This window comes from Arcticibacter sp. (assembly GCF_045629565.1).
GTDB lineage: Bacteria > Bacteroidota > Bacteroidia > Sphingobacteriales > Sphingobacteriaceae > Arcticibacter.
Map to the genome: position 1 here is coordinate 61,292 of NZ_JAZQRL010000028.1, position 20,202 is coordinate 81,493.

At 43.0% G+C, this 20,202-nt stretch carries 18 protein-coding genes; 7 read left to right on the top strand and 11 right to left on the bottom strand.

The window, feature by feature from the left end; genetic code table 11:
* Positions 1-2: 2 nt before the first annotated feature.
* Together ACKI5J_RS03245 and ACKI5J_RS03250 are read right to left on the bottom strand one after the other, a co-directional pair.
* Positions 3-335 (bottom strand): hypothetical protein, encoded by a 333-nt coding sequence (locus ACKI5J_RS03245; RefSeq protein ID WP_407426455.1) that lies wholly within the window; start codon positions 333-335, stop codon positions 3-5.
* Positions 336-373: 38 nt separating this feature from the next.
* Complete coding sequence (locus ACKI5J_RS03250) at positions 374-616, bottom strand: AtpZ/AtpI family protein (protein WP_407426457.1); 243 nt, start codon at positions 614-616, stop codon at positions 374-376.
* A 121-nt stretch (positions 617-737) separates the two neighbouring features.
* On the opposite strand from ACKI5J_RS03250, the gene ACKI5J_RS03255 reads away from it, so the two are divergent.
* From ACKI5J_RS03255 to uvrC, 3 genes are read left to right on the top strand one after another with little or no spacing between them, the layout of a single operon-like run.
* Positions 738-3,425 carry a tetratricopeptide repeat protein gene (locus tag ACKI5J_RS03255; protein WP_407426459.1) on the top strand — a complete coding sequence of 896 codons (2,688 nt, stop codon included), beginning with the start codon at positions 738-740 and terminating at the stop codon, positions 3,423-3,425.
* Between the two features lie 4 nt (positions 3,426-3,429).
* Positions 3,430-5,688 (top strand): penicillin-binding protein 1A, encoded by a 2,259-nt coding sequence (locus ACKI5J_RS03260; RefSeq protein ID WP_407426461.1) that lies wholly within the window; start codon positions 3,430-3,432, stop codon positions 5,686-5,688.
* 11 nt (positions 5,689-5,699) lie between these two features.
* The gene (gene uvrC / locus ACKI5J_RS03265) at positions 5,700-7,526 is read left to right on the top strand and encodes an excinuclease ABC subunit UvrC (protein WP_407426463.1); all 1,827 of its coding nucleotides are present in this window, start codon (positions 5,700-5,702) and stop codon (positions 7,524-7,526) included.
* On the opposite strand, the gene gldN is transcribed toward uvrC, so the two are convergent.
* The 8 genes from gldN to ACKI5J_RS03305 form a co-directional block, all read right to left on the bottom strand.
* Positions 7,518-8,390 carry a gliding motility protein GldN gene (gene gldN / locus ACKI5J_RS03270; RefSeq protein ID WP_407426465.1) on the bottom strand — a complete coding sequence of 291 codons (873 nt, stop codon included), beginning with the start codon at positions 8,388-8,390 and terminating at the stop codon, positions 7,518-7,520. The two genes, uvrC and gldN, sit on opposite strands and share 9 nt — an antisense overlap.
* A 6-nt stretch (positions 8,391-8,396) precedes the next feature.
* Positions 8,397-9,920, bottom strand: coding sequence for a gliding motility protein GldM (gene gldM / locus ACKI5J_RS03275; protein ID WP_407426467.1), 1,524 nt, complete (start codon positions 9,918-9,920; stop codon positions 8,397-8,399).
* Between the two features lie 37 nt (positions 9,921-9,957).
* A complete protein-coding gene (gldL, locus tag ACKI5J_RS03280; protein ID WP_407426469.1) occupies positions 9,958-10,776 on the bottom strand; it encodes a gliding motility protein GldL in 819 nt (272 codons plus the stop codon).
* A gap of 27 nt (positions 10,777-10,803) precedes the next feature.
* Entirely contained in the window at positions 10,804-12,120 is a 1,317-nt protein-coding gene (locus ACKI5J_RS03285) for an SUMF1/EgtB/PvdO family nonheme iron enzyme (protein ID WP_407426471.1), read from the bottom strand.
* 159 nt (positions 12,121-12,279) lie between these two features.
* On the bottom strand, positions 12,280-13,044 hold the full coding sequence (locus ACKI5J_RS03290; protein WP_407426473.1) for a uroporphyrinogen-III synthase: 765 nt from the start codon (positions 13,042-13,044) through the stop codon (positions 12,280-12,282).
* Positions 13,045-13,050: 6 nt separating this feature from the next.
* Complete coding sequence (locus ACKI5J_RS03295) at positions 13,051-14,001, bottom strand: DUF4271 domain-containing protein (RefSeq protein ID WP_407426475.1); 951 nt, start codon at positions 13,999-14,001, stop codon at positions 13,051-13,053.
* A gap of 61 nt (positions 14,002-14,062) precedes the next feature.
* Entirely contained in the window at positions 14,063-14,464 is a 402-nt protein-coding gene (locus ACKI5J_RS03300) for a hypothetical protein (protein ID WP_407426477.1), read from the bottom strand.
* A 20-nt stretch (positions 14,465-14,484) separates the two neighbouring features.
* Entirely contained in the window at positions 14,485-15,540 is a 1,056-nt protein-coding gene (locus tag ACKI5J_RS03305; protein ID WP_407426479.1) for a nucleoid-associated protein, read from the bottom strand.
* A gap of 95 nt (positions 15,541-15,635) precedes the next feature.
* Between ACKI5J_RS03305 and ACKI5J_RS03310 the strand changes: the two genes are divergently transcribed.
* Positions 15,636-16,541: an AEC family transporter gene (locus ACKI5J_RS03310; RefSeq protein ID WP_407426481.1), complete on the top strand. Its 906-nt coding sequence runs from the start codon at positions 15,636-15,638 to the stop codon at positions 16,539-16,541.
* Between the two features lie 68 nt (positions 16,542-16,609).
* Here the strand turns inward: ACKI5J_RS03310 and ACKI5J_RS03315 are convergent, their stop codons facing one another.
* A complete protein-coding gene (locus ACKI5J_RS03315) occupies positions 16,610-16,807 on the bottom strand; it encodes a hypothetical protein (protein WP_407426483.1) in 198 nt (65 codons plus the stop codon).
* Between the two features lie 227 nt (positions 16,808-17,034).
* Between ACKI5J_RS03315 and ACKI5J_RS03320 the strand changes: the two genes are divergently transcribed.
* The 3 genes from ACKI5J_RS03320 to ACKI5J_RS03330 all read left to right on the top strand — a co-directional run bounded on the left by ACKI5J_RS03320 (position 17,035) and on the right by ACKI5J_RS03330 (position 20,199).
* The gene (locus tag ACKI5J_RS03320) at positions 17,035-17,622 is read left to right on the top strand and encodes a TetR/AcrR family transcriptional regulator (protein ID WP_407426485.1); all 588 of its coding nucleotides are present in this window, start codon (positions 17,035-17,037) and stop codon (positions 17,620-17,622) included.
* A 90-nt stretch (positions 17,623-17,712) separates the two neighbouring features.
* Complete coding sequence (locus tag ACKI5J_RS03325; protein ID WP_407426487.1) at positions 17,713-19,062, top strand: TolC family protein; 1,350 nt, start codon at positions 17,713-17,715, stop codon at positions 19,060-19,062.
* 6 nt (positions 19,063-19,068) lie between these two features.
* On the top strand, positions 19,069-20,199 hold the full coding sequence (locus ACKI5J_RS03330) for an efflux RND transporter periplasmic adaptor subunit (RefSeq protein WP_407426489.1): 1,131 nt from the start codon (positions 19,069-19,071) through the stop codon (positions 20,197-20,199).
* The last annotated feature ends 3 nt before the right edge of the window (positions 20,200-20,202 follow it).

Consider the following 20,202-nt stretch of genomic DNA (forward strand, 5'->3'; position numbering starts at 1 on the left):
ATTTATTTTGGTGGGCGCAAGTTAAGTAACAATGATTTAACTTCAAAGGCAGTAAATAAGAAATATAAAGAAAAAAACTCAAGGGCGAAAAATGTACCGTTTACGCGATGTTTCTGGAGGTAAATTACCACAAATAATAAACTGACAATCAGTTTGATAAAGATTGCTGCGAGAAGAACATAAACAGACAATTCGCCTCCCGATTTGATTCCGGCATAGGAAGCTGCATAAGCCACTATTGTAAGACCGGCAAGGAACCCAAATATCAGCCAGAACTGGGGAACTAGAAGAGAATAATACGCATCGAGTGCTAAAGCAAGAACTGCTACTGCCAACAGCACTCCGGAGAACTGAAATAGAAATTTTTTAATGCTCAATTTTTGTTTTTATTTACTGATCTTATGACCAAATACATGGAAGCACATACACCGAGAAGACTCAGGAATGCTGTAAAGATGGGTGTATCACTGTCTCTTCCTGCATCAATTTGATAGCCGATAAACGCGAATATTCCGATCACCGCGATCATTTGGAATCCCATACCCGAGTAGTATGCATAACTGTTCAAGGCCTTTTTACCTTTATCTTTTCGCTCTTTTTCTTCAGATGATTCCAACTTCGATGTTTTAGGTTTGCCAACTGCGTCAAAATTAGTAAATCATTTTCCTATTATCGTGGTAATCTCTTTTTGTTTTCTTGTCCTATAACAATCTGATTATGGATAAAATATTGTAAAATTGCCCTTTACGCAAAATGATCTCTCCAAAGTGGATAATTGCCGTTCCTTACAGTTTTCCTGTTATCTCGTATTCCTGATCCTGCTGGCTACAGGATGTGCTTCCAGCCAGAATGCGAATTTTCAGAACCTGACATCCCGATTTAACATCATGTATAATGCGGAAAGGCTGTTAGGCGATTATATGAATACGGGTGATGTCTTTGTCGCCGATGACTATAGTGAACTACTTCCCGTTTTCAGAAAACTAAGGAAGGATAGAGATACAAAACTTCTTGACTCTGTCATTCTAAAAGCCAATTCGATCATCTACAACAAGGCACAAAGCGACTTTCTAGACGACGCATACTTCCTGATTGCGGAAGCAAATTTTTTAAAAGGCAACTTTTTTGATGCTGCGGAATTTTACAGCTACGTATATTCAACCTATCCCAACGACCCTGAATTAGCCCAGCTTTCGCGAATCAATAAAGCACGCGCCCTAATGTTATTGAATAACGTCAGCGGGGCGACTGCAGTGCTTGACAGCGCATTCAAGTATGCCGAAACATCTGATAATATCCATCCTGATCTATTTGCATGGAAAACTCAGCTCCTGATTGCTCAAAATCAATTTGATGAAGCCGAATACATTCTTAGCCGGGCTCTGTCTGCCAGGCCTGACAAGTTGAACCGGCAGCGATGGACTTTTTTACTCGCCCAGCTACAGGAAAAAAACAATAAAAAGCATCTTGCCTTAGGGAACTTTAAAAAACTAAAAAAAAGCTTCGCACCTTCGGACTTAAACTTCCATGCGGATATAAACTATTTAACGTTATATAGTGAACTATATGGCAACAAAGTGGACAAAATCCAGATTTTACGAGGTCTTCTGGATGAGAACCGGTATATAGACTTTAAAGACTGCATCTATTATAGGATAGGAAAAGTTCAGGAGCAGATGATCGAAATGGCCGATGCCTTGATGAGCTATAGAAACTCGGTTAAGGCAAGCTCAAAAAATAGCAATCTGAAAGGCCTTACTTACACCTCCCTGGCGGATATCCATTTCAAAAGTGGGCTTTACAAGCGAGCGCAATCCTACTATGACAGCGCTTTGACTTATCTTCCTTCTTCCCATTCCCAGTATGCCGACATCCGCAAAAAATCGGAAGGTCTCAACCATCTCGCAGAGATATTCGAAAAGGTGGATTTTGAAGAAACCCTCCAGAGAATAGCGGCGTTGCCAGAAGATCAGCGGCAGCATGAGGTCACAGAGCTAATTCGGAAGAGAAGTTATGAAGAAGCGGAACAGTTAACCGCGAGTATACTGCCGGAAAGAGACGCGGAGGGCGGACGGGCCGATTTTTTTTACTTCAACAACGCAAAAGCGTTAACGCAGGGAGAGATTGACTTCAGGGAAAAATGGGGAGACAAAACATTGAGGGACAACTGGCGGTATGAAGCATCCGAAGGCTCAACTACCGAACCAACACTATCAGGCACAGGCCCAGCTCGAACAGGTATGGGTATTGAACTGCCTGCAGGAGCTGGACGGAGGTTCGAAGATTACATAAATAACCTTCCAATCAGCCAGGAGGCAATCGAAGCATCAAATGAACGTATCGCAGCATCCTTATATGAGATCGGGATGTTTTATTTAAACAACCTGCAGGATGAACAGCAAGCTTCAGCTGCATTACAAAGAGTTGCAGACTACTTGACAGGAACGAGCTACGCATTGCCGGCGTACTACCGCTTATTCTTGATGAAACGCCGTACCGAACCTTTATTAGCCAATCACTACGCAAATATTATTCTTTCAAGATATCCTCAAACAGAAATTGCGGACCTGATTCAGCATACAGCATCAGGTTCGAAAGACCCGGCATTTACCTCAGCGGATGCGATCTACACGGATATCTACAGCCTTTTCGCTAACAAACAGTACGGAGAGGTTATCAGGCAGGTCGAAACGAAGAGGGAAGAAAAGCGATCAGGAAACTTAAGCTCGCAACTAGACTATCTTTACCTGATCTCTATGGGGCACACTCAAAGTCCCCGGGCATTTGAAGACTCCCTTCAATCATTTGCCTTCAGATATCCGAAAGATTCACTTGTAACACCACTTGTCCGCCAGCATCTCGAATATATCAGGCAAAACAGCGAATCGTTTTCAAAAAGAACAGTGGCGTTGTTAAATAATGAGATGATGGGCTCAGATAATAGTCTCCCACAGATCCACATGCGCGAAACGACTCCTAAGATCCCGAAAAATGCTGCAACTCCGAAAGACGGGAACGAAAGCGGGCCCGTTCAGCAAAATCCCGGAGCTTCAAACACGACCCTGGCCACAAAGGCAAGGGTGCCGCATTATTTTGTGGTAAATATCCTAAGTGCAACAACGAATCTCAGCCCATCACGCTTTGGGATAGGTCAATTTAACCGCTCCATGTACCCTCAACTTGCAATAAAACATCAATTAAAAGTGGTGAATAAAGAAAATCAACTGATATTTGTAGGTCCCTTCCAGGATAAGGAGGAAGCACAATCATATGAAGCCCGGATTCTTCCTATGATTAAAACTATCATGAAGATACCTGAAGAAACATATAACTCTTTCGTCATTTCTCAAGAAGGACTTGAGCGATTGAATACACGTGAACAGATTCAAGCGCAAATAGAACACACTACTAAGAACATTAAGTAATCATATGCCACAAAAAAAGACTTCACTTACAAAGCAGGAGATCACTAAATACACCATAACATTTTGGAAGATTGTCATCGGAGTTATAGCCTTCGGAATCATCCTGATATTTAGCATCGGTCTTGGGCTTTTTGGTAAGCTACCGTCATTTAGAGATCTTGAAAACCCGAAGAGCAACCTTTCTTCAGACGTTATTTCGGATGATGGGGTGGTCCTTGGATCCTACTTTGTTCAGAACCGGTCGAATGTCCGTTATGACGAGATTTCTCCAAATGTCATTAATGCGCTGATCGCGACGGAGGATATTCGCTTTTACAGTCATTCGGGAATTGACTTTAAACGCATCTTTACCATTGTATTTTATAACCTCATGGGCAATAAGCAAGGTGCAAGTACCATCACTCAGCAGCTGGCCAAGAACCTTTTCCCGAGAGAGGGCGTTAACGGATTTTTCAGCATAGTAATTGTAAAATTCAAGGAGTGGATCATCGCTTTGAAGCTCGAAAGGAACTACACAAAAGAAGAGATCATCACCATGTATCTGAATACTGTTGACTTTGGATCCTACAACAGTTTCGGCATTAAATCCGCAGCTCAAACGTATTTCAACACTACTCCCGACAAGCTAAGCCCTGAACAGGCCGCCGTTCTCATCGGTATGCTGAAGGGCCCCTCATGGTACAATCCTGTTCGTAATCCAGACCGTTCTCTTGCCAGAAGAAACACCGTTCTTGAAAACATGGGAAAAGCGGGCTACCTGTCAGATCCGGAAACTGAAGAATTGAAGCAGAAGCCCCTGGTTCTCTCTTTTAAGGCAACCCATCACTTCGACGGGTATGCAGCCTACTTCAGAGCTGTTCTTAAAAAAGAAATACAAAAAATATTTGAAGATCAGGAGATCGTTAAAGCTGACGGCACCCCCTACGACTTGGATCGCGACGGATTAAAAGTATACACTACCATCAATGCGCGAATGCAAAAGTACGCCGAGCAAGCCCAGCGTGAGTATATGAAAACGCTTCAGAATGATTTTACCAGAGAATGGAAAAATCGCAATCCTTTCCAGGGCGAAGCCGCTAAATTGCTCAAGATTGGCATGATGAGGTCTGATAGATACCGGCAGCTCAAAGACGAAGGCGTATCTGAAGAGGACATAGTGAAGAACTTCAACACACCGGTTAAGATGTCTATTTTCTCCTGGAATGGGGAAGTTGAAAAAACAATGACTCCAATGGACTCTATCAAATATTATAAGTTGCTTCTGCGCAATTCAATGATGTCCATGGAACCACATACAGGCTTTGTTCGCGCCTGGGTCGGTGGCATAAGTTTCGAGCACTTCAAGTACGATCAGGTTAAAATGGGTACCCGCCAGGTGGGATCTACTGCAAAGCCGTTTACCTATGCTGTCGCCATAGAGAATCAAGGATACTCTCCATGCTATATGGCCCCTAATGAGCCGGTAGAAATTGAGGGATATAGGCCCCGGGCTTATAAACCGATTCCCGGCTATATTTCGTTAAAAACCGCTCTGGCTTACTCCCAAAACTATGTAACGGTGTTTTTGATGAAGCAGGTTGGTGCTACGGCCGTTTCAACGCTTATTAAAAGGATGGGTATCACCAGCGACGTACCCGCTTATCCATCTATTTCTTTGGGTAGCTTCGAGGCATCTGTGTATGATATGGTGGGTGCTTATTCGGCTTTCGCCAACCATGGTATATGGACAGAGCCTACTTATCTCAGCCGCATTGAAGATAAGAATGGAAACGTGCTGTACGAGAGAAAGCCGCGTGTAGTAGTTGCTTTGAATCCACAGACAGCATACGCCATTACGGATATGCTGAAGGAAGTTGTACAAAGAGGTACCGGTCGCCGTCTTAGAACTAAATACAACCTGACGAATCCTATCGGCGGCAAAACGGGAACTACGCAGAACAATTCTGATGGATGGTTTATTGGCATTACTCCTCAATTGGTAACGGGTGTGTGGACAGGAGCTGAAGACCGTGCTATTCACTTCGCAAATACGAGCCAGGGCGGTGGTGCTAACTCTGCCTTACCCATTTTCGGTTTGTACATGAAGAAAGTATATGCAGATCCGACGCTTAAGTATACCAAAGGTGATTTTGAACCTCCAAAAGGAGGAAGTACCATAACATTGAATTGTGATGCATACGCGAAGAAACCAGGAAGCGACTCTACCGCTACAACGACACCTGCTACTGAACCTGTACTTCCCATCACCGAGCCGGCTCCATAAAGCGTAAAAGAATGAAGTTTGATTATCGTGAGGCGCTGAAGAAGATACCGCCCAAACCGGGCGTTTATCAATATTGGGACGGATCAGGCGAGCTGATCTACATTGGAAAGGCTAAAAACCTAAAAAACAGGGTAAGCTCCTACTTCAATAAAGATAACTATCGCATCAACTCCAAAACCAGGGTATTGGTTAGCAAGATAGCCGATATCACTTTTACAATTGTTGACACGGAAATAGATGCCTGGCTGCTCGAAAACAGTTTGATAAAAAAACATCAGCCGAGGTATAATGTTCTTCTGAAAGACGACAAGACATATCCCTGGATTGTCGTCAAAAATGAGCCGTTCCCCAGAATATACTGGACAAGGCGGATTATTAAGGATGGCTCCAAATATTTCGGGCCTTATGCTTCGATAAGTATGATGCATACCATCCTTGATCTCATCAAGGAAATATACCCATTGAGAACATGTAATCTTCCTCTAAACCAGCCAAACATCGCTGCAGGAAAATTCAAAGTTTGCCTCGAGTATCAGATCGGTAATTGCAAGGGGCCTTGTCAGGCTTACCAGTCGGAGGAAGACTACAATCAGAGTATCGATAGCATTCGTGACATCCTGAATGGGAAAATTGGCCAGGTAGTCAGAAGCCTGAAATCTCAGCTGGAAACCGCATCCCTGGAACTGAACTTTGAACTCGCTCATAAGCTTAAACGCCAGTATGATCTGTTGGAAAAATACCAGAGTAAGTCTACCATCGTCAACTCTTCCATCTCTGATGTTGATGTCTTCAGCATAGCATCAGATGAAAAGCTGGCGTTCGTAAACTACCTTAAGGTTATGAACGGAACGGTCATCCAGACGCAGACTCTTGAACTCAAGAAAAGGCTAGATGAAACGGATGAAGATCTACTGAGTATCGCCATCTCTGAATTCCGTACTCGCTTTAACAGTACTTCAAAGGAAATTATTGTCCCGTTCGAATTAGAATTGGAAGACTCCTCCCTGAAGTTCACTGTGCCTAAACTTGGGGAGAAAAAGAAACTTCTTGATCTCTCACAAAAGAACGTCAGCTTCTTCAAACGCGACAAAATAGAGCAATATGAGAAGCTGAATCCGGAGGTGCGAACAGAAAGATTGTTGAATCAGATGATGAAAGATCTGCGTCTGAATCAACTACCAAGACATATTGAGTGCTTTGACAACTCAAACTTTCAGGGCAAATATCCGGTGTCGGCAATCGTGGTCTTCAAAGACGCAAAACCATCAAAGAAGGACTACAGGCACTTTAATGTGAAGACCGTGGAAGGCCCAAATGATTTTGCAACCATGGAGGAAGCGGTGTACAGGCGATACAAACGAATGCTTGAAGAAGATACACCTCTTCCGCAGCTCGTGATTATCGACGGCGGAAAAGGACAGCTCTCTGCAGCTATGAAAAGTCTGAAGCTTCTGGGTATTGAAAAGAAATTAACGGTGATCGGAATCGCCAAAAGGCTGGAAGAGTTGTTCTACCCCGGAGACCAGTATCCCCTGTATCTCGACAAAAAATCCGAAACCCTGAGAATCATTCAGCAACTTCGTGATGAAGCACATCGCTTCGGTATCACCTTTCACAGGTTGAAGCGCGACAAGGGAACTTTGGTGACCGAACTGAATAACATCCCGGGCATCGGTAAAACTACCGCTGACAAACTCCTTTTGCACTTTAAATCAGTAAAGAAGATCCGTGAAGCAACACCCGAGGAACTCAGGTCGGTCCTGAACAAAAAACAAACAGAATCGCTACTTAGCTATTTCGCTGCAGACAACGCTGAACCGGGTTCTGATCTAATATGACCAAAGGTCATGCTCATAGTCCATGAGCTCTTTCTTAATCCTCTCCGACTCGTAAAGACGGTCTATCCCTGAAGCATAATCTTTAATTCGCAAATCGTCAGGATTAGACTCTTTAACAATGTAGCTCGAAAACAAGCGCTTCATGAAAATGTCATCGTAACTAAGTCCCGTTGCGTCGTTATTTCGCGTACTAACCGCTTTGGTTACGAAGATATGGCGGGCTTCAGGGAAATAAATCCAAAATGCGGGTTGCTCACCAAGATCCTGACCTGCCGCTTTTATCTTAACCATAGGAGCGATTCCAATGATGCGAGGCTCGAAGACCGATCTTTGTTTGTCGAATATCCAATCTTCCTTAATCTGAAACTTCGTTACACTGTCCGGATTGAACTCACCACTTTCCATGTGCGAGCCAATTTCTTCGCCCATATCATTGAATTCAGGAACTACTACGCTATCAGCAAATTTGGCCATCACCTGGCCTGGAGGCAGAATCGTCCCGAATGAGTCGCCATTAGGATCTGACTTTGTGCTTACTGCGTCATAAGCGGTGAGCTCACCTGCTTGCACAGCCTCCATTATCACATCAATTAATCGTGATTTAGGTGAAGCATAAATGTGGTTCATCTTCTCTCGCAGATCAATTTCTCTCCAAACACGTCTGGAGAACATCACGTCTACATCCCTGACGTTTGCATATGGGGTTACCCGGGCATTTTCAATATTCGCTTGTTTGAAATAACCATCCACTGGCCTTTCAACTTCAGCTGCCTGCGGAGTCTGCGAATTGTTTAAATTGGGACTCTGTGCATTTGCTGCAACAGCAAGCAGAGAGAACATTCCGATTATGCATAAGCTTCTCATCTCAATTTAATTAGCTGTTAACGCAATAGAATTTAAAGATCGTTGCGAACCATCAGGACCAACTGCAATAATGTTATCAAAAATAACTCTGGAACCAGGACCAATACCCGCAAGCGCCGACTTCATTGCGGCACTCAAAGTATTTCCCGACGTACTTAAAACCACCGCATCTGCCCTTGGTTTGGCAATGATCAATGTGAAACGGGTCACGTCAAACCGGGCGTCAAAGTCAAAGTTCTCCAGCATCGCAAATACTTTACTTTGGGATTTTATCGCTACAGAACTTGCGACTCCACCCGTTTTCCCGACAAACTTGGCCACAGGGTCAGGAATGCGCTTTACACGAAAGTCTGTAGTCCCAACAGTCTGAACCTTACCTGGTGCAATCTCAGCAGACACAGACACCTTCGCCTGCCCCGGAGAATTTACAGTGACAACATACTTGCCGCCTGCCCCTTTAATAGACCCGCCCTGCATACTCACCCGAAGATTCTCTTTAGGGATACCAGGCGCTGATACCGACACCGGATTTGCAACACCTATATAGAATACGTTCATTTTATCAGGAGAAACCACTGCAGATGGACGCGCAACCTGGTATTTCTGCTCAGGGGTACGGTATTCCTTTATCGTGCCATCTGTCTGTTTAACTTTCACAATTCCAGACCACGAAAACATCCCCTCGCGTGTCGTTGGCACGGAGTAAATTCCCTTACCATCTCTTAAGGGAAGATTAGCTCCTCCGACGGTAATTGACGGGCTCGTTCTTGAGTCATAAGCTGTCAAAAAAACTTCAGCAGTGTAAGGCTGACCTTGAATCAGATACGAAGTAGGTGCAACCGCAACCGCTGCAAATTTATCAAGATTAACCACCGCCTGATCCATTTTTCCCAAAATACGCTTAATCACGTCTGCTTCAGCATTCTTCGCATCTGTTTGAATCTTAGTCAGAATGGTCATCGCTGCAGTCAGAGGTGTTCCTTCTCCAAAATTAATATCCTCCCATTTACGGCGTCCTTTAGCGGGATCATTCGCCTGCAGCGCCAGGTTGAGACCGGTTCTGTCTGTTTCATCCAACAAGCGGGTGAGCTTTTCGCGCGTTTCATTAATCTTCGCTTTAAGGGCAGCTCCCTTCTTCTGATTAATCATTATTCCTTGAGCGATATCTGTATTATCGCGTTGAACAAGATCGCCTGTCTCCTCACTATAGCCCTGTCCGGCCGTGGCAAATTCTTTCTTTAGCTCTTCTATGTAACCGTTCAACTCTTCAGAAACCGCCTGAGCCTGTTTTGCCCGCTCGTAAATAGGACGGGCGCGTTCAGGTTCCTCCTTTAGCTTCGTTGCCTCAAAAGACGAAAAAAGCTGCGTCACGCTGGTATTTACGTTTGAGCGGGAAGTTTCTAAACTATCATTAATGTTCTTAAACGCATTGAGTATACTATCTGACACATTCAACGCGAGCATAGCCAGCAATACCAAATACATGATATTGATCATCTTCTGTCTCGTCGTTTCTTTACCTGCAGCCATCTATTTAATTCTTGGATTGATCATGTACATCACTAATTTAAACGCGTGGCTGGTTCATTGCTGAAAGCATATTACCATAAATCGCGTTCAAAGAGGCAAGATTCTTGGCAAGGCGCCCAACTTCTTCTTTAAATTGCTTGGAGTCTTCCATCGACTCATTGAAATTCTGCATGGTCAGCGAGACGTTCTGATAGAATTTGTTCATCGATTTCAGGTGGGCACTCGAGTCTTGAAGCTCCAATTCATAAACAGCATTTAGTGCCGACAAGTTACGAGCCAGATTATTTACCTGCTCATGGTACGATTTCGTGTCTGCATTAGTGTTTCCAAGTTCAGCCAGATTCTCTGTAGCCTTAGAAAATGCAACATTAAGCTTGTCGAAACCACTTGATGCGCTTTTCACCTTAGCGGTGTACTCGTTAGTTGCGATAGAAGCGTCGGCAACTGTAGATATTGAGGCTACCTTATCACCAAAAGTTCTTAAGCCCTCTCCCAGGCTTTGAATCAACTCAGGACCAACTTTCGCATCCGCGAGCATTTTATCCAACGCCGCAGACGCCGGTGCTGTATTCGCTACCGGTGTCTGGCGAACAGCCTTTGGCGATGACTCACCACTGAAATCATCAGCAAGTTCTGGATAGACCCTGGCCCATTCCGGGTCTTTAGCAGGAGGAACAAACCCTGTTAAAAAGAACAAGAACGCTTCAACTCCAAGCCCTATACCAATCATGTAATTGCCCCAAATACCCCCTATATGAAGAATCTTAAACAATGCACCCAAAATAACAATACTTGCACCCCAGGATATTGCTTTATGCAGGAATGCCTCAAATCCTGTGCTTTTCTTCTCAGCCATCTTACTAGATATTTATGTTTTTTTTAATTAGAATGTACTTTTATCCCGGATATCCCTTCCTGGATAACGGGTTACACAACGAAAGCCTATGTAGGACTTGGAAGTGTCCTGATATTCATAGGTCCTGGTCGAATTTTGAAGAAAATATCCGATATCTTTCCAGGATCCACCTCTCACTACTTTACGTTTCATGGTTTCGGGATCACCTGCCTTGGCCTCATAGCTGAACACAGGGTTCATATCATGTACAAACGTAGATGCCGATTCATCGTACGCCGAGGATGTCCACTCCGCAACATTTCCGGCCATATTATATAAGCCGAAATCATTAGGAAAATAAGACTTCACATTCACTGTGGTTGCCCCTCCATCATCGTTATAATTTCCTCTCCCCGGTTTAAAATTTGCCATCAGACATCCTTTTGCATTTCGGATATAAGGACCACCCCAGGGATAATCCGTGCCTACCCTACCGCCTCGTGCGGCATATTCAAACTCTGCTTCAGATGGCAAGCCGTAGGGCAATCGTGGACTTCTCTGAGCTTGTTTAGAATTCTGATAAAGCCTTGTACGCCATACCGTAAAGGCTCTTGCCTGCCTCCAGGTAACACCTACAACCGGGTAATTCGCATAGGAAGGATGAGTGAAATACCCTTCAGTCAAGGGATCGTTCTGTGCATAAGCAAAATCTGCCAGCCAGGCCAACGTATCAGGATAGACCGCCACGGTGTCGCGGAAAATAAAATCAGACCTTCTCTTAGTCCGATCGGCTCTGTGATTTGCTGCGTCCTGCAAATTCACAAACGCGAAGTTGTATTTAAGAAGGCGCACGTCTATCTCATTCTGGTCAAAGATCCTGTCCTCACCCTGATAATACATTCCCTGGAGCTTATTTGCGTTTGCAGGACTTCGTTTGTTACTCCAGATAATAGATCCGTCCCCTACTTTGGCCCAATCGATATAGCGCTGACTCGGGTTACCCGATGCTTGATTTCCCGCCTGAATAAATAATTGAGGATCCTGAAGATAGTCAGTGATGGCTATAGAATCCCGCACCCAATTTACAAACTGACGATATTCGCTGTTCGTTATTTCTGTTTCATCCATATAAAAAGCCTGGACGGTAACTTGCTTATTTTGAGCGATCTGCGAGAAAGTGATGTCCTGGTCAGTCTGACCCATCACAAAAGTGCCAGCCGGCACATAAACCATACCATAGGGAGCCTGGTTTGTACTTACTTTCTTATTTTTTACTCCTACTAATTCTCCTCCTGATCCATTTCGACCGCAGCTTGCTGCCACTATGGAAATGAGAGAAAAAGCAATCATGTAAACTCTTCTCATCTATGCGCTGAACCTGGTTAAAAATTGTCTTGTTTGGGGACTAATATATTAAAACTCTTCACATCTGATTCAAATTTCGCACAGAATTAACTAACTATGTCCCCTCTTTAGACAAACATAAAAAAAAGGGGTTAGTTTGAAAGAATAAAGTGTTCAATTTTACTTGTTTGCGAGCTTTATATACTGTTCTATCGCCATTGTCATACTTGGCGCAACTGGTGTAGGAGCAGGAATATCGAGTATTAAATCACGCTCTTGAATAGCCTTTTGCGTGCTTGCGCCAAACGCAGCTATACGCGTGTCATTTTGCACAAAATCCGGAAAGTTTTTGTACAGAGATTGTATACTTGACGGACTAAAGAAAGCAATTATATCGTAAAAGACATCTGCAAGATCTGATAGGTCACTGCATACAGTTCTGAATAGAACCGCAGGAGTAATATCGTAACCGTTATCCTGCATAAACTTCAGCGTCTCTTCCGCAGCTACGTCCGAACACGGAAAAAGGAATTTTTCCGATGCATTCTTTTTCAGCACTTCAGCAAGATCTGATGCGGTCTGTTTTCCAAAAAAGATTTTCCGCTTTCGATATTGAATGTATTTCTGCAGATACAAGGCGATATTTTCCGAAAGACAGAAATATTTCATATCTGAAGGTACTTCGTACCTCATCTCCTCGCATATTCTAAAAAAATGATCTGCCGAATTTCTGCTAGTGAAAACTACAGCTGAAAAGTCGGCAAGATTGATTCTGTCTTTTCGAAAATCTTTTGCCGGGACACCTTCTACATGAATAAAAGAGCGAAAATCTATTTTAACATTATACTTTTTCGCCAATTCAAAGTAAGGTGACTTGTCTGTTTCCGGTTTTGGTAAGGTTACCAAAACACTCTTTACCTTTTTTTTCCTGTCTGATAACTGCATCTTTATTTAGAACCTGAGAGCTTTAATTAACACCAATATTGGGCAGATTTCAAGGGCACAAAGATACAAAATTAAATACAGCTTAGGAAACTTGTAGCTGGACAAGATGTTAGAAATAGCCCTGGTGAACTGAAAAAAAACAATAAAAAAGATCAGCAGAAAGGAAAGATAAATATAGTAGGGGGCAAAGCGGGTTGGCGTTAAGCTAAAAGCAATAACGATCGGAAGAAACAACAGGGCTGCATTAAAATAACTGAGAAACAAAATAGAAATATATTCTTTGACAAGCTTCACTGAGTCGAATAGAAAACCGAGGAATCTCAACAGTATTACTTTCACTGTAAACACCCCGATAACAATCATCGACAGCCTTAAAAACCATTGAAAGCCGCTATATGAATACGAAAGCTGAAAGTATTTCCCGCACTGGTACAAAAACATTCCAATAGTAAATCCAAAGAGCAGATAAAGAAACACAAACGGCCAGGAGTTAAAAAACTTTTCTTCTTTGTTTATCTGACTGAGGACTCGGTTACTGAAAAAAGCGTGGATAATAGCAGACAACTCGTTAAAGAACATATGCCTTAAAATGGCAAACAGGATAAGTGAAACCAGTACGAACCCAATCACCCAAAGCTCACCCTTCTTCCTAAGCTTTCCTGCTTGATACTGCTGTTCTGTCTTCCTAAACCTCGACTCCCATTCCGAAAAGTCTAAGTTCGTTACCAAATTAGCTTTAAACAAGCTGTCGCGGAAACGGTTTTCCCTCCCAGGATCCGGCTTTTTAATCCACAGCATTGACAAAGAATCGCCGATATGCCGTAGCGAATCATTAATTCGCTTCTTCTCCTCCTGTAACAACCTCCACCTGTTAATCCGCGATTCCCTATAAGCTGAAGATGAATCGGGAACAGAATCAACCTGAGCCTGCACAGCACCTGCAGACAATGCTATCATGAAGACTATTAGGAGACGCGAGAAGAGATTCATATGCAATAAGCGTCAAAGGTAGCTATTTTCATTTCAGTTTCCTCGCCGTAACTCGTACAGCATCCGCCTCCATTGTTTGAAACACAAGAATGTCGTCCTCAAATTTCTTAATTAAAAATCTGATTTTCCGGCTACCCCTTTCTTTTAAGTTCTCCTGATAGTTGATAACAGGATACTCAATATGGTATGTACCTTCAGACAACACCTTCCCTCCCCAAATCATTTCCAATTTGTTCCCTTCACTGAATCGAATGGAAGGATCGTTCTCTTTAAGCTCCTCATCAGGTGTTACTTCACCTTGATTGGGATTTTCAATCTTAATGTACTGCCAAATGCCCAGAACTTCCTCATCTTTCACAGAACGGGTGCAGGCTGAAGACACAATTACTAAACTCAGCACGCTGAAATAAAAAATTCGCGATAAACTCATGGTCTGTCAAGCTAATGAAACTATTGCTCTTCCTTAAAATAAACCTTATAAAAGTTCATCGATCGCCCGTCATCAAAGCCTTTCTCAATCAACTCTCTGTCACCGTGAATATATATATGGAAGTTTTTATCCAACTTCAAAATGCTCTTGAATTTTCGTGACTGCGTCTTAACGGCAGCGTCAGAGATATCGAATGAATCGTTGATTTCCGTATTGAACTCCTGTTCATAGCTGCTCTTATACGCTTTGAAGGAAGCGATTGCATCCGGATTAACGATCACTTCATTTGAAAATTCATCCAGATCAAAGCTCTCCTTCTCCTTGAAATACTTCATCGATTTATTAAGCAAGTCTATTTTGTCAGCTTTTGTCAACTCAAACTCTTCGTCCACACGAGTAGTGATAAAATCTTTATAGACACCAAGGGTGGTTGAAGTCTGGTTATAACTATCGTTACGTATATTAAGTTTCAGGAAGTCGTCTTTCCAATAAACAGCCTCAGTACTTCTGTTAGTCTGATCTGTTACTAACACCTTATAACCTTCCGATTTATCCGTTTTAAATATGAGAGCTCCTTTGTCCAGTTTATGAATATTGATGCCCTCCTGTTCGTACTCCACTTTGAAACCTGCTTTTTCGGGGAAAACCTTTAAATAAGTTTCCTTTGTCTCAGATTTGAATACACCAATCGCGTCGAGCACCTCACCTTCAATCTGGACGTTTTTAAAAAACACAACATACAGCTCTCCCGACTTAATCTTCGGATGACTCGAAACATCATACAGGAATTTAGCCATCATCTCCGAATTCTCGTGAAACCGGGCCGGATTGTCGAAAATTTCCGAACAGAAATGAAACATTTCGTTAAGCTCCAAATTACCACTTGAATGAATGAAGTGATAAACTTCGTTAACCTTCTCAAAAGGCTTCAGGAAGTATTGCATCAATAAGTTATTCAAGAGTTCATCTTCAATATGCAAAGATTCATCAGATAAAACATAAAACTCTTCCTGCATTTTATTTCCTATCCTATGAATAGACAAATATTCTAATGCTGCTTCAAAAAAGGTGACCATAATCAATTTGTAAAAAGGCGTGAAACATAAGGAAATATTTCATCAATCAGCTACTTTTGCCAATATTTTCTAACACCCTCAGGGGTTCATACAATATGGTCAACTTTATTTTGATAGCAGGCTCGCTCCTGATGGGACTGCTGTTCAACATCTTTGGGTCATTACCTAAAGATTCATACAAAGGAATCAATGCATGGGTTTTGTTCGTCGCTCTTCCCGCCCTTTCACTTAAGTACATTCCGGCGATTGAATGGAGTCCCCAAATGATCTTTCCCGCCCTAGCTCCGATCATCGTGTGGGTAGGCGCCTGGCTTGCTGTAACTGCTTATGCATGGAAGTTCAAAACTGGCAGCACTACCAAGGGGTCCCTAAAGCTGTCAACCGGCCTTGCCAATACTTCTTTTTTAGGCTTTCCTCTGGTGATAGCCTATTTCGGAGAAGAAGCATTAAGTATTGCAATAATCTCCGATCAAGTTACGTTTATGCTGCTCACAACTGTGGGTATTATCACTGCATTACGGGCGGCGGACGGCGAGACGGTCTCGGCAACAGTTATCATTAAAAAAGCTGTCAAATTTCCTCCTTTCATCGCTTTCATCCTCGCGCTTATACTCCCTCAATTCGTTGACCTGAGCCCAATTAACCCTTTGCTTGACCGGCTTATCGTCACAGTCGGACCTCTTGCACTATTTTCTATTGGACTGCAACTCAAATTCTCTGAATGGAAAAGCGAATGGAAGAACCTTTCTTTCGGACTGGCACTTAAATTATTTATAACGCCTGGACTGGTACTGTTAGCGGCCCTTATCTTTAATATAAAAGGTACAATTCCACAGGTAAGTATCTTTCAAGCGGCCATGCCTACTCTCGTAACAGGAAGTCTGCTGGCTGATGAATATAAACTGAACCCCCCACTAGCGAACATGATGGTTGGTCTGGGGATATTCCTGGCTTTTTTGTCAACTGCCTTTTGGTGGCATGTCATGCAATTCCTGCTTTAATATCAGAAAAGAGGAAGATGGCCTTCCTAATTCTGTCATCATGATCGGGATAACAATCGACCTGGGGTCTAGTCAAAAAAAGCAGGGACGTCTTCCTCCTCAGTGATCAGGCTCTCAATCTTTAATCCGCACTCTGAACACTCAAAATAATCTTCCTGAATTCTCAGATCATCGTTTAAAACCTGGATATAGTTCAAAGCTGCATTACAGCAATTGCAGGTGAAGGCTGTGGCAGATACTGTTGAGATTACTTTATGAGTTTCCATGACGGGTAATTTTACTTACAAAACTAGCCCCAAAGGAACGACTATGAGCTGACGCAGATCATTTTTCCTATTGATTGTTGACATGCATTGTTTGATTAAGCTAACACTTTGGCAACAAGATCCGCACATAATTAAATAATTTTCATCCAAACGGAATTATCATTAGACTGTCATTATCGGAGCAACCAATTATAGTTTAACATCAAACTACCTATCTTCGCACCCGAATGAACGTTCAATTAGACACTATTAACTGTAAGAAGACAGCGATTTTTGAAAGTACCCTAAGCCTGATAAAGGTGAATGGCTTTCATGGAACGCCTATGAGCCAGATAGCCAAAAACGCCGGAGTTGCTGCGGGTACGATATATCACTACTTTGAAAGTAAAGACGCGTTAATCCAGTCTTTGTACCTCTATGTAAAAGAACGGATGAGTAACATCATTCCTAATCAGGAGGATAACAAACCTTATAAAGAGCTATTTCTTCATTTCTGGATTTCGCAGTGTGAATATTTTATTGAAAATGAGAATGTTTTGTACTTCATCGAGCAGTACATGACATCACCTTACAGGCATTGCAATCCGGAAAATGAGAGCAAACTTTTATCTTCCGGAGTTGTTCCTTTTTTTCAAAGGGGCATAAATTCTGGATTCATCAAAAATCTTGACTATCAACTACTTGTACCGGTTATACATGGCAGTATCATAGCAGCTGCAAAATATCATCTATCTGGACATTATGAGTTTACAAAGGACCGTCTACGCGAAACCGCTCTAGTCATCTGGGACGGCATTAAAACAATAAATAATTAACATCTCTCATACCAAAATACGAATATCATAACGGTCTATTTTAAGTGCGTCTATATGAACGCTTAAACCGGGCTTAAAACAAATTTTTCAATGAAAACAAGAAAGCTAATCTTTTCATTAGTATTTGGAATACCGCTGATGGCTCCGGGCATCCTTTCTGCGCAAATCACCAATGCAGATTCTACATTAGGCAACGCTACCCTTGAACAATGCATAGCGTATGCGTTAAAAAACCAACCGTACATCAACCAGGCACGCATTGATGAGGAGATTGGTGAGCGGGATATCAAATCCGCTCTTTCGGGCTGGCTTCCGCAGATCAATGCGAACGGAAGTTATAACCATAACTTCAAACAGCAGGTAAGTGTTCTGAATAATAACGGAGAAACCTCTTTTCTGACAATTGGCGCGAAGAATACTTCTACATTTTCACTTCAGGCAGATCAGAAGCTACTGGACGCAGGTCTGATCCAGGCATCTAAGTCAGCGAAATACTTCCGGGAGCAGTATAAGCAAAGCACAGAAAATACAAAGATTGCTACCGTGGTAGATGTTAGTAAGGCTTTTTACGACATTTTAACCAGCCGAGAGCAGCTTAATATCACCGATGAAAATATTGCACGCCTGCAAAAGCAGCTGAAAGACGCTTTTGCGCAATATGAGGGTGGTTTAGTCGATAAGACTGACTACAAAAGGGCACAAATTAGCTTAAGCAATTCTCTGGCAGATAAGAAGAGAATCTCGGAAATGCTTAAGTATAAGTACGCATACCTCAAACAGCTTATCGGGTACCCCGTAACCCGCGATCTAACTATAAATGTTGATAATGCGAGCATGGAAAATGAAATCTTATTAGATACTACCCAGCAGCTGAATTACAGAAACAGGATTGAATATAGACAGCTTGAAACTCAGAGGGAACTGCAACGCATCAACACCAGCTACAACAAGCTCGCTTATCTTCCAACTCTTTCTGGTTTCATCAACTACAACTGGAACTACATGAACAGCGAACTCAGTAATCTCTATGATACCAGCTATCCGAGCTCGGTCGGAGGTCTGACTTTAAGGATACCCGTATTTCAGGGTACGAAGCGGATCCAGGAAATTCGCAAGGCACAACTTCAGGAGAGAAGATTGGAGCTCGACCTTGTAGATGTCCGCAATCAGATCCAGAGCCAAACTGAGGCTGCGATGGCTTCGTATAAAGCAAACCTGAATGACTGGAAAACAGCACGTCAGAATGTAGGCCTGTCTCAAGAAGTATACAACACGATCAAAGTCCAGTATAACGAGGGAATAAAGACCTACTTGGAGCTAATGACAGCAGAAACGGACTTACGTACTTCCCAGATCAACTATCTCAACGCCTTATACAGTCTCCTTTCCAGTAAATTAGACGTTCAACAAGCTTTAGGAACCATTACCTTTCAACAATAACTTATCATGAACAATAAACTAACATTCGCTTCTATAATCTTTGGCTCGGCATTACTTACAGCCTGCGGCGGATCAGACCAGAGCAAGCAAGCTCCTGCGGCACCTCCTGCAGTAACCGTTAGCACGTACACCGTGCAAAAAGAAGAGGTTAACGGTATCGATTCTTATCCTGGAACCATAGTCCCCTTGAATGAGGTTGATCTCAGAGCAGAAGTGAACGGCTACATCACGAATATTTTTGTAAGAGATGGCCAGCAGGTTTCGAAAGGCCAGAAGCTTTACGAAATTGACAGGAGCAGATACCAGGCTGTCTACAACCAGGCAAATGCGCAACTGCAGATTGCAAAAGCAAATCTTGCTAAGACCCAGAAAGACGCTGAACGTTACACTCGCCTTGCCGAACAAGATGCGATAGCCAAACAACGTGTCGATTATGCTCAGGCAGACCTTCAGACAGCACAGGCACAAGTTGCTTCAGCTCAGGCAACCCTTTCCAATGCGGCTACAGATCTTCGGCGATCCACCATTGTCGCTCCTTTCTCCGGAAAGATCGGCATCTCGATGGTAAGAAGAGGGGCACTGGTTACCGCAGGCTCTACCCTCATCAATACCATATCTGCCCCCAACCCTATGGGAGTGGATATCAATATAAATGAGAGTGACATCGCTTACTTCTCCCAGCTTCAGCAGGGAAAAGCGACGAGCTTTAATATCATCCTTCCAGATAACTCTAAATATACGTCAAGCGGAAAAGTGCTTGCTGTAGATCGCGCGGTAGACCCGCAGACTGGAACGATACGTGTACGTGCCAGCTTCCCCAACGCAAACGGCAAGCTGGTGGCAGGTATGAACTGTACGGTTCAGGTTGCAAACAAACAATCAGGTGAGCAGATCACGGTTCCATATCAGGCTGTTACCGAACAGTTAGGTGAATTTACAGTATATGTAGTTGGAGACAGCAATAAGGTCGCACAACGTCAGGTTAAGTTAGGGATCAAAGTAAACGATAAGATAGTCATTCAGGATGGCCTTAAAGAAGGCGAAGTTATCGTAAGCACCGGAACTCAAAACCTCAGAGAAGGTGCGGTAATCCAGACAGAAGCACCAGGTCAACCTGATGCTGCACCTAAACAATAATTA